This window comes from Burkholderia sp. Bp9142 (assembly GCF_003853415.1).
Classification (GTDB): Bacteria; Pseudomonadota; Gammaproteobacteria; order Burkholderiales; family Burkholderiaceae; genus Burkholderia.
The window spans coordinates 51909-62701 of sequence record NZ_QTPP01000047.1 but is presented as its reverse complement, the minus strand read 5'-3'; the positions used below and the strand labels follow the sequence as shown (position 1 = coordinate 62701).

Sequence of the window (10793 nt, the reverse complement as noted above, 5' to 3'; positions counted from 1 at the left end):
CATCAAGGACCCGACGCAGAACATCGTGTGGGTCACGCCGGAAGGCGGCGGCGGGCCGAATTACCCGAACATGTAACGCAACGCATCCCCGCGCCCGCGGGCGCGAACGAACCGGAGTGAGACGATGAGCAATGCAGCGAAGGAAGTCGTGGTGGTGAGCGGTGTCCGTACCGCGATCGGCGATTTCGGCGGGAGCCTGAAGGATTTCTCGCCGACCGATCTCGGTGCGAAGGTCGTGAGCGAAGTGCTGTCGCGCGCGAACGTGCCGGGCGACGCGGTCGGGCATGTCGTGTTCGGCCACGTCGTGAACACCGAACCGAAGGACATGTATCTCGCGCGCGTCGCGGCGATCAACGGCGGCGTCGCGCAGCACACGCCGGCGCTGACCGTGAACCGGCTGTGCGGCTCGGGCCTGCAGGCGATCGTGTCGGCCGCGCAGACGATCATGCTCGGCGATGCCGACGTCGCGATCGGCGGCGGGTCGGAGAACATGAGCCGCGCGCCGTACACCGTGCCGGCCGCGCGCTTCGGCCAGCGCATGGGCGACGGCAAGCTCGTCGACATGATGCTCGGCGCGCTGCACGACCCGTTCCAGACGATCCACATGGGCGTGACGGCCGAGAACGTCGCACGCAAGTACGGCATTTCGCGTGATGCGCAGGATGCGCTCGCGCTCGAATCGCATCGTCGCGCGGCGCGCGCGATCGCGGAAGGGCGCTTCAAGGATCAGATCCTGCCGATCTCGATCCGCACGAAGAAGGGCGAGGTCGCGTTCGACACCGACGAGCACGTGCGTCACGACGCCGGCCCGGACGACTTCACGAAGCTCAAGCCGGTGTTCGTGAAGGAAGACGGCACGGTGACGGCCGGCAATGCGTCGGGGATCAACGATGCGGCCGCCGCGGTGCTGCTGATGAGCGCGGATGCCGCGCGCGCGCAGGGCGTGAAGCCGCTCGCGCGTCTCGTCGCGTATGCGCATGCGGGCGTCGATCCGGCGTACATGGGCATCGGCCCGGTGCCGGCCACGCAGAAGGCGCTCGAGCGCGCGGGCCTGAAGATCACCGACCTCGACGTGATCGAGGCGAACGAGGCGTTCGCCGCGCAGGCGTGTGCGGTCACGCAGGAACTCGGCCTCGATCCGGCCAAGGTCAACCCGAACGGTTCGGGCATTTCGCTCGGTCACCCGATCGGCGCGACGGGCGCCTTGATCACAGTCAAGGCGCTGTACGAACTGAAGCTCATCGGCGGGCGTTATGCGCTCGTGACGATGTGTATCGGCGGCGGCCAGGGGATTGCGGCGATCTTCGAGAACATCTGATAATCGAACGCTCAGCACCCGAACACACAGGAATCGTCATGACCATCGAAACCGTCGGCGTCGTGGGCGCCGGAACCATGGGCAACGGCATTGCGCAAACCGCCGCCGTTGCAGGACTCAACGTCGTGATGATCGACGTCAGCGACGCGGCGCTCGACAAGGGCGTCGCCGCCCTGAAGGGCAGCCTCGAGCGGCTCGTGTCGAAGGAGAAGCTCGACGCCGGCGCGCGCGATGCCGCGCTCGCGCGCATCACGACGTCGACCGATTACGCGAAGCTCGCCGCGGTCGACATCGTGATCGAAGCCGCGACCGAAAACGTCGAGCTGAAGAGCCGCATCCTGAAGCAGATCGAATCGGTCGCACGGCCCGACGCGATCATCGCGACCAACACGTCGTCGATCTCGATCACCGCGCTCGCGGCGCTGCTCGCCGATCCGTCGCGCTTCGTCGGCATGCACTTCTTCAACCCGGTGCCGCTGATGCCGCTCGTCGAGATCATCCGCGGGCTGCAGACGAGCGACGCGACCGCGTCGGCCGTGCGCGAGCTGACCGAGCGTTTCGACAAGTCGCCGATCGGCGTGCGCAACGCGCCCGGCTTCGTCGTGAACCGGATCCTCGTGCCGATGATCAACGAAGCGTTCTTCGTGCTGGCGGAAGGGATCGCGTCGGCCGAGGAGATCGACGCGGGGATGAAGCTCGGTGCGAACCATCCGATCGGGCCGCTCGCGCTGGCCGATCTCGTCGGGCTCGACGTGTGCCTCGCGGTGATGGACGTGTTCCTGAAGGACTTCGGCGACACGAAATATCGTGCGTGCCCGCTGCTGCGCGAGATGGTGTCGGCGGGGCGGCTGGGGAGGAAGACGGGGCGCGGGGTGTACGACTACGCTTGATACGTCGTGGAGGACTGACAGGTCTTCAACGCGGATGGCGAGTTGCATCGGATGCTGTGGTTTATCCGGTGTCGGCTTGCCATCCGCTTTTTTATTTGGCGCGGGTGAATGGCATATTTTCTTTGCGGAACGAGTTCATTCCGCGTCGCTTTTGTCGACCTGTTCCCCACGCGGGATGTTCGTGCGAACACTGTACGGTTTTTGCCGGTGCTGACGGCAAAGCCAATGTGGCACACGATGTGCGCGATCCGGTATGATCACCGACTTCCGTCGCAGGCCTCAAAAAGAGACCGCGGTACGGGAGATTGATTCGATAGAAAATAAAAGCCGAAGATGAAAGCGGGGTGTAATAAATGACGACGCATTTATTGCGTGTCATGACAATTCTTGATCATCTTGCGGCTCCGCATATGTAAATATCTGCGGCAAATACCAAGAGAGATCAACCATGCGCCGCGTGATGCGCGAAATCGAAAAACGGCACGTTCAACGGGGAACGGCCAAGCAGACGATCCTGTTCGACCATGCTTCGCTGAAACGCGAAACGCATGCGCTTTGGCTCAAAGCGACCGCCTGGGTCATGACGGTCGTGATGTACTTCAGCCCGGCCGTGCTTCTGATGGATCAGACCGCACACGCCGCGCCGATCGTCGACCCGCGCGCGCCGATTCCATTCCAGCCGTCCGTCACGCAGACCACCACGGGCGTGCCGGCGATCAACATTCCCGGCGCCAATGCAAACGGCATCAGCGTTGGGCAATACCAGTCGTTCGACATCGATTCGCGCGGCCTGGTGCTCAATAACAGTACGGTGGCGGGCACGCCGCTGCTCGGTGGGACGCTCGGCGCCAACCCGAACCTGAACGGCCGGCCCGCGACGACCATCATCAACCAGGTCACGTCCAACAACATCGCGACGCTGAACGGGCCGCTCGAGGTGTTCGGCTCGCCGGCGGCCGTTATCGTGGCGGCGCCAGGCGGTATTTCCGTGAACGGGATGGCGCTGACGAACGTACCCGGACTCACGCTGACGACAGGCACGCCGCAGTTTCTCACCGGCATCGGCGGCACCGCGACCGATTTTGCGCACGCCGGCGCGGTGGCGTTCGACGTTCGCTCGGGCAACATCTCGATCGATGGCCCGGCGGGGGTGAACGGTCCCGGTGCCGGCATCGAAGGCACGGTCGGGAATATCGATCTCATTGGGCAAAGCGTCAACATCAACGCGCCGCTGCGCGCGGACCAGCGGGTGAACGTGGTGACGGGCAACCAGCTCGTCACGCCGACCGCCGGCGCGAGCGGTGTTGCTTACGGTACAACGGCCAACGGCGCGGTGAACACCGCTGCGGCGATCGGCAAGGCGGTTGCCGTCGATGCGAACCAGTATGGCTCGGTGACGAGCGGCACGGTTTACATCGTTTCGACGGCTGCCGGCATGGGCGTGAACACGTAAGGGCCGCTGTCGGCAACGGCGGGTAACGTCGTCGTCGACGCGAACGGCGACGTGTCGGTCGGACAAACGTTTGCCAATCAGCATGTCAGTCTGGTCAGCGCCGGCAATACTACGATCGGCGGCACCGGACTCGCGAACCAGAACTACACGGTGAGCGCGAGCGGCGACATCAACGCACCCGGTTCGGTGTCGGCCGGCCAGAACGTCACGATGACGGCCGGCGGTAATCTGAAGGCCGCATCGGTTGCGGCAAACGGCGCGGCCAATCTGACGGCCGGTCAGTCGATGACGATCGACTCACTGACGGCGCACGACATCGCGCTGCAGACGACCAACGGCGATCTGACGGTCGGCGGCTTGAGCGCGCCGGGCACCGTATCGGCCAAGGCCGGACGGGATCTGACGGTCAACGGTGCGGTGCAGGGCGGCAGCACGGTCGCGTTGACGGGCGCGCGCAACGCGACCGTGAACGGGCCGGTATCGGGCGTTGGAGATACCACGATCGCCGCGCAAACGGGTTCGGCGACCGTGAACGGTAGCGCGCTATCGAATGGGGCGCTGTCGGTGACGGCAGGCCAGAACGCGACGGTCGGCGGCGCAGTGCAGGCTCAAGGGCCGGTATCGATTGCGGCACAAGCCGGCTCGGTTACGGGCCAAGGGGATGTCTCGTCCTCGCAGGGCGCGGTCAACCTGAATGCCGGTCAGGCGATTGCGCTCAATGGCGCGATACAGAGCGGCAGCACCGTCAACGCGACGGCTGGCTCGAACGCAAGTTTCGGCGGCACGGTGTCCGCACCGGGTACGGTGACGATTCAAGCCGGGCAGGACACGACGCTCGGCGGGAACGTCACGAGTGGCGGGAACCTGAACGTAACATCGGGCGGCAGCACGAGCGTGCAGGGCGCGGCCGCATCGATCGGCGATATGACGCTCGCGGCCAATGGCGGGACGCTCTCGACGACCGGCAACGTGGTCGCGCTTGGTGCATTGAATGCGAGCGGCAAGCAGGGCGTCAACCTGGGTGGAACGGTCTACAGCGGCGGCAACGCATCGATCGGATCGAGTGCGGGCAGCGTGTCGGTCGCGGGTGCGGTGTCGACGCCAGGCGCTGTGAACATCACCGCCGAGCAGGATGCGACGATCGCCGGCACGGTCCAGAGCGGCCAGACCACGACGATTGCCGCTGCACGCGATGTGGGCCTGAACGGCGGTCTTGCGGTGAGCAATACCGGCAACGCGAGCGTGACGGCAGGTCGCGACATCAACGGCACGGGTGAGATCAGCGTCGCGAACGACACGACGCTCAATGCGGGCAATAATGTCGCGGTCTCGGGCACCATCCAGACCGGCAACAATCTGAGCGCGACGGCCGGCCAAAACCTGTCGGTCGGTGCGACGACGGTCGTCGGCACCAGCACGCTCACGGCGACCAACGGAAGCGCGACGCTGACAGGCGACGCGCTGTCGGGCGGAGCGACCGCGATCACCGCCGGCACGGACGTGAACGCGCTGGGCAGCGTCAAGAGCTTGGGCGATCTGAACGCCAACGCGCAGGCGGGTAATCTGACGGTGGCCGGTGCTGTTTCGACGGCTGGCAACGCGAACCTGAACGCGGGCCAGAACCTGACGCTGAATGGCCAGACGACCGCATCGAAGGATGCGAATCTCACGGCGACCAATATCACGACGCAGGGCGTGGCGGTTGGCGGCAACCTCGCCGCGACGGCGACGAACAACCTCGACACCTCGGCGGGGCAGCTCAATCAGCCGTTCAGCGCCACCGCGCCTGCGTTGTCGGTAGGCGGCAACGCAACGTTGTCGGGCGCGAACGTGACGACCGCGAACGCGGTGGTGGGCGGCACGACGCGGATCACTGGCACGCAGAGCGTCACGACGGGCGGCACCGCTGCGTTCAAGGGCGACGCGACGCTGGCCGGTGGTACGGTATCGAACGTTGGCACGCAAATGGCGGCCGGCAACCTGAACGTGTCGGGTACGACCGTCACGAACACGGGCAGCCTGTCGTCGCTGCAAACGGCGACTGTCGCCGCGACGAACCTCACTAACTCGGGAACGATCTACGGGCCGACGGCGAATCTCAACGTCTCGGGCGCGACGACGAACTCGGGCGGTTTGCTCGCGACCAACGCGCTGAACCTGGCGACCGGCAGCCTGAATAACACGAACGGCCTCATTTACTCGGGTGACGTCAACAATCCGACGGCCGCAATCGGCAACACGACCGTGACGGTTACGGGCGGCAACGGCTCGTTTGACAATACGAACGGCCGGATTCTCGGGCAAAACATCGCGACGCTGAACCTGCCGAATCAGACGCTCGATCCGTCGGTAGCAAGCTATGGGACCGTCAATGGCGGCAACGGCCTGAACCTGTCCGCGCAGTCGGTGAGCAACTCCGGGACGTGGATGCTGCCTGGAACGGCGGTTACGGTCTCGGCAACGCAGGGCATCAACAACGCTGGCACGATCAATCAGGGTTCGGGTTCGCTGACCCTGAACGGGGCTGTCGGGAACTCCGGAACCGTCAACGGCAACAGCCTGACGATCAACGGCTCGCTTGCGAACGCGGCGAGCGGCACGGTCACGGCCAACGACGCGTTTACGCTTAATGGTTCGGGAACGAATGCCGGCACGGTGCAGGCCGCCAACACGCTGACGATCTCGGGGGCGAGCTACGACAACTCGGGCGGCATCACGAAGGCGGGCAACAGCAGTAGCCCGGCAGGCAGCGGCAATGCGACGATCAATCTGAGTGGGGACCTTGGAAATGCGGGCGGCACGCTGACCGCGACCAACGATCTGTCGGTCACCGCGAACAATATCAACAATTCCGCTTCGGCGAGCGCGACTACGACCACCACGACCACGACGGTCACCAATCCCGCGCTGACGATGGCGCTCGGGATTGGAACGGAGTCGATCACGGCGGCCCGCTGGTACCACGCCGGTCAACAGTGCTGTATCGAGGCATCGTGGACCTACAACGCGTCGCTGGCGGATCTGTTGTCACCCGATGGCTTGGCCAGCACGAGCACCGTCACGGCAAATATGCCGTCGGGTACCTATTGGGTCAGTCCGTCGAGTTTCCCGTCGAGCGCGCCGGTGGCGACATCCGGGACGATCACGTTCGTCCAGGTGCCGACGGTAATCGGCACCAACAACAATTTCGGCACGCCGCAGGTTGCGAACCTCTGGTTCGTCGAGACGCCACAGAATGCCTCACTGGCAATCGCCACGAAAACCATCACGCTGCCGACCGTCACGGAAACGACGACGACCGTCGGCGCCGTGTCGACCACCCAATCGGTGATCGCGGCCGGCCACGACCTGAATTTGACGGCCAACGCCCTCAATAACCAGGGCGGCACGGTCAGCGCCGGTCACGACGCCAATGTGAACGTCCAGTCGCTGAACAATGGCGGCTCGTCATATACGTCGACGGTGACCGATACGGTCGATGTGGCTTCGATCAATGCCATGCTGTCGCAGGTGCCAGCCGCTGTATCGATCTGGAGCTCGTTCAACCCGAGCACGTTCAGCAATTGCCTGATCGTCAACGCGGCGTGTATCGATCGACCGCAAATTCAACTGGCGCAGCCAGGGACGGTCATGCCGACCACGACGTCGTCGACCGTCACGGTGCAGGGTCCGACCGGCCAGATTCTTGCCGGTAACAACCTCAATCTGTCGGGCGGCAACCTGACGAACACCGGCACGCTTATCGCGAATAACGACGTCACGGTGCACGCGGCCAGTTTCACGAATCAGGGTGCGAATACAGGTTCAAAGAGCGTGACGGCTGGCTGTGCGTCCGGCTACACGGGTTGCACGGCAACCGGCACGACCAATCCGAACTCGGAAACCTACAGCTACCAGCAGACTGCCAACACCGTCACCGCGGGCCACGACATCGTCATCGCGGCGAACCAGGTCAACAACACTTACGGCAACCTGGTCGCGAAGCACGACATCGTGATCGGCGGCGCAGGCACGACTGCCGGCACCGCCACGCAAGCGTCGAGCGTGACCAATACGTCGGGCGCGATCGAGGCGGGCAACAACGTCCAGATCAACGCCACGACCGTCACGAACACGATCGCCGCGCCGGCCACGATCCATCAGAACTACGGGACGGCGTCGCCGTACTCGGGTTGCGGGCAGAACTGCGAAGCCTATATCGAGGTGCAGTCGGCCAAGCCGGCGACGATCACGGCGAACAACAACCTGTCGATTACGGCGGGCGTGTTCAGCAACACGGGCAGCCTCGTGACGGCGTTGAACAACGCCACGATCAACGCGAGCTCGAGCGCGTCCAGCGACAACCAATACCTGCATGCGTATTGGACCGGTAACCCCGCCGGCATTCGCACGTGGGGCTGCCAAGGGGCGGCCGCGACCTGCCAGAACCTGTACGGCGGGGCGTTCAGTCTCGGCGATGCGCAGGCCGCGCCCGGCTTGCCGTCGAACGTCGGTCTGTCGGATTTTGTGCCAGCCACGATTCAGGCGGGTAACTCGCTCGCGGTGAACTCGCCGACGTTGACGAACACTGGCAACGTGATCGGACAGTCGGTCGCGCTGACGGGTTCGCAGCTCGTCAACGGGATCACGAATCCGAACGTCTTTACGCCACCGCCCGTCGTGTCGGGGCAGGTGATCTCGCTTGGGCCCGTGTCGGCTCCGGCTGGTGTGGCGACGACTGTCAATGGGTTCGGCCAGGTCGTCGACGCGAGCGGCCAGCCGACGTCGGTGACGGGCTCGACGGGCTTGCCCCCGAACACGCCGATTGGTGCGCGAACCGTCGGCACGCCGGTCGCACCGATCGTCACACAGGCGAACACGCCGTTGAGCGCGATCGTCAAGACGATTTCGGGGCAAACGACCACGGTCACCTACCTGACGAACAATCCGGCAGCGCAGGTCGTGGACACGGTGTCGTCGGCGTCGTTGATCGCCAATTTGCCGGCGAATCTGCAGCCGGGCAATGTGCCGTTCTACTACGACCCGTACACGGAAAATCAGCAGATCGAGCAGGCGGCGCTGCAAGCGACCGGCAAGAGCAGTTTCTATAGCACGACGAGCGCGACGGACAGCACGAGCCAGGTATCGATCGCCAATCAGGACAAGGCGGCGCTTTACGGTGCGGCACTGGAGTACGCGAAGGACCACAACATCGCGCTTGGGACACAGTTGTCGGACGCGCAGCTGGCGATGGTCGATCATCCGATGCTCTGGTATGTCGAGCAGTCGGTGCCGGAACCGGGTTGCAGCACGACCGGTGGGGCGTCGTGCCCGACGGTGCAGGCATTGATGCCCGAAGTCCTGTTGCCGAAGAACTATGCGGTCGTGAACGCCGATGGCGAGATCACGGGTACCAACGTCACGCTCAACTACGCGAACAGCATCCTCAACACTGGCACCGTCACGGCGCAGAACCTGACGGTCAACACGAACTCGCTGACCAACGAGCAGCGCTCGACGAACGTCGGCACGATTTATCAGACCGGGCAGGACGGCATGCTGTTGCAAACCACGGGCACCGTGGTGCAGCAAGGCGGCTTCATGTCGGCCGCCAACTATCAGCTCAACGCGCAGTCGATCGCGCAGATCGGCGGGGCGCTGCAGCAGGTCAATGCCGACGGCAGCGTCAATCAGGCCGCGACGCAGCAGATGCTGTCGGACCTGAAGACGAAGCTCGGCGGGAATTTTACGCAGCAGTCGGTTAGCGACAACCTGCATACGGATGTCGTCGACGGCGACGCGTGGTACGACCAGCTCTTCATGACGGTGGTCATTACTGGCCTCTCGATCATGTCGGGGATGGCGGCATCGGCCGCGATCGGCGCGTTGGCGTCGGCAGCGTCGGGGACGACCTTCGCGGCGGCGGTTCCGGCGACCACGACGACAGCGGCGGTTGGCGCGGGCACGGCGAACCTTGCGTTGTCGGCCGGGTTCGCCGGCATGATGAACAGCGCGATGAGCCAACTGAATTCCGGCGGCTCGTTCAGTGTTGGGAAGATGTTGGAGACCGGCGGTGTGGCAGCGCTGACGGCGGGCCTGACGAACGGCATCACGTTCGACAGCGGTAGCGTGGGCTGGTCGTGGAATGCGTCGCAGAACAGTCTGTCTGCGCTTGCGGGTGTGCAGTCGGTAGGGAATACGCTTGTGCCGCAGGCGGGTGCAGCGACGGGTTCGTTACCGACCGCGATCGGCGCACTTGCGGCCGAGTCGGTCCTTCAGGCCGGCGTTCAAACCGCGATCGAGGGTGGCAGTTTCCTGACGAACCTGCGCAACAGCGCAGTGAGCGATGTGGCGGCGGCCGCGGCGTTTGCAATCGGCAATGCTGCCAGTGTTCAGGGCTCGCCGATTGAGGTGGGAAGGCCGGGCTATTGGCTTGCGCACGCCGCGCTTGGTTGCGCGGCTGGTGCGACGACCGGGCAGGGTTGTGGCGGAGGTGCGATCGGCGGGGCCATGAGCGCGCTGGTATCGCCGTTCCTCGTGGATCAGGCGGGTGGTGCTTCTAATCTGACCGATGGAGAACGCGCGGCGATCACGACAATTGCGATGATCTCGGGCGGCTCAGTGGCAGGGTTGCTGGGTCAGAACGTGCAGGGTGCGGTGACGGCGGCTCAGAACGAAGCGCTGAACAACAGTGAGCTGGAGCACACGAGCGAGGCGCAGCGCGAGCAAGACGCACTACACAAGCAGCAGAGTAAGGAGCGAGCCCAACTGGGCGAGAGTTCGATCGTCGACGAAGGTAACGGCGTCAGCGTCCTAAGCCCGAATCCGATGGCGTTTGGCGGGGCTAGAAACAGTGCACCGAATTTCATCGTTTCGCCGAACGGGGTTGCCTATCCCGTGCCAAGTGGTGCTACTGGCCCAACATTGGCGAACAATGGCAAGGGCATTCAGTTTCAGGGTGGGTCGGGCGGCAATGGGTTGAGTCCCAACACGACGGGTTTCCGTTTTATGGATCCCATTACCTCAGGCCCGTATCAGTATCCATACGGATACGGCTCGTACAATAACGCGAGCGGTCAAGCTGTGAATCCACTCACGGGTAAGACAATTCCGAAAACTGACCCTATGTGGCATATCCCGGGGAAATGAGGTG

General features: G+C 64.3%; 5 protein-coding genes. All 5 read left to right on the top strand.

The window, feature by feature from the left end; translation table 11 throughout:
• Positions 1–76: 4Fe-4S dicluster domain-containing protein (locus tag DIE22_RS39395; RefSeq protein WP_133168007.1), on the top strand; the 76-nt coding region annotated here is incomplete at its 5' end.
• A 48-nt stretch (positions 77–124) separates the two neighbouring features.
• Positions 125–1318, top strand: coding sequence for a beta-ketothiolase BktB (gene bktB, locus DIE22_RS33340; protein ID WP_124607067.1), 1194 nt, complete (start codon positions 125–127; stop codon positions 1316–1318).
• Positions 1319–1356: 38 nt separating this feature from the next.
• Positions 1357–2208: a 3-hydroxybutyryl-CoA dehydrogenase gene (locus tag DIE22_RS33335; RefSeq protein WP_124607066.1), complete on the top strand. Its 852-nt coding sequence runs from the start codon at positions 1357–1359 to the stop codon at positions 2206–2208.
• Between the two features lie 460 nt (positions 2209–2668).
• Complete coding sequence (locus DIE22_RS39080; RefSeq protein WP_260426828.1) at positions 2669–3661, top strand: filamentous hemagglutinin N-terminal domain-containing protein; 993 nt, start codon at positions 2669–2671, stop codon at positions 3659–3661.
• 465 nt (positions 3662–4126) lie between these two features.
• Positions 4127–10789: a filamentous hemagglutinin gene (locus DIE22_RS33330; RefSeq protein WP_260426827.1), complete on the top strand. Its 6663-nt coding sequence runs from the start codon at positions 4127–4129 to the stop codon at positions 10787–10789.
• Positions 10790–10793 lie beyond the last annotated feature (4 nt).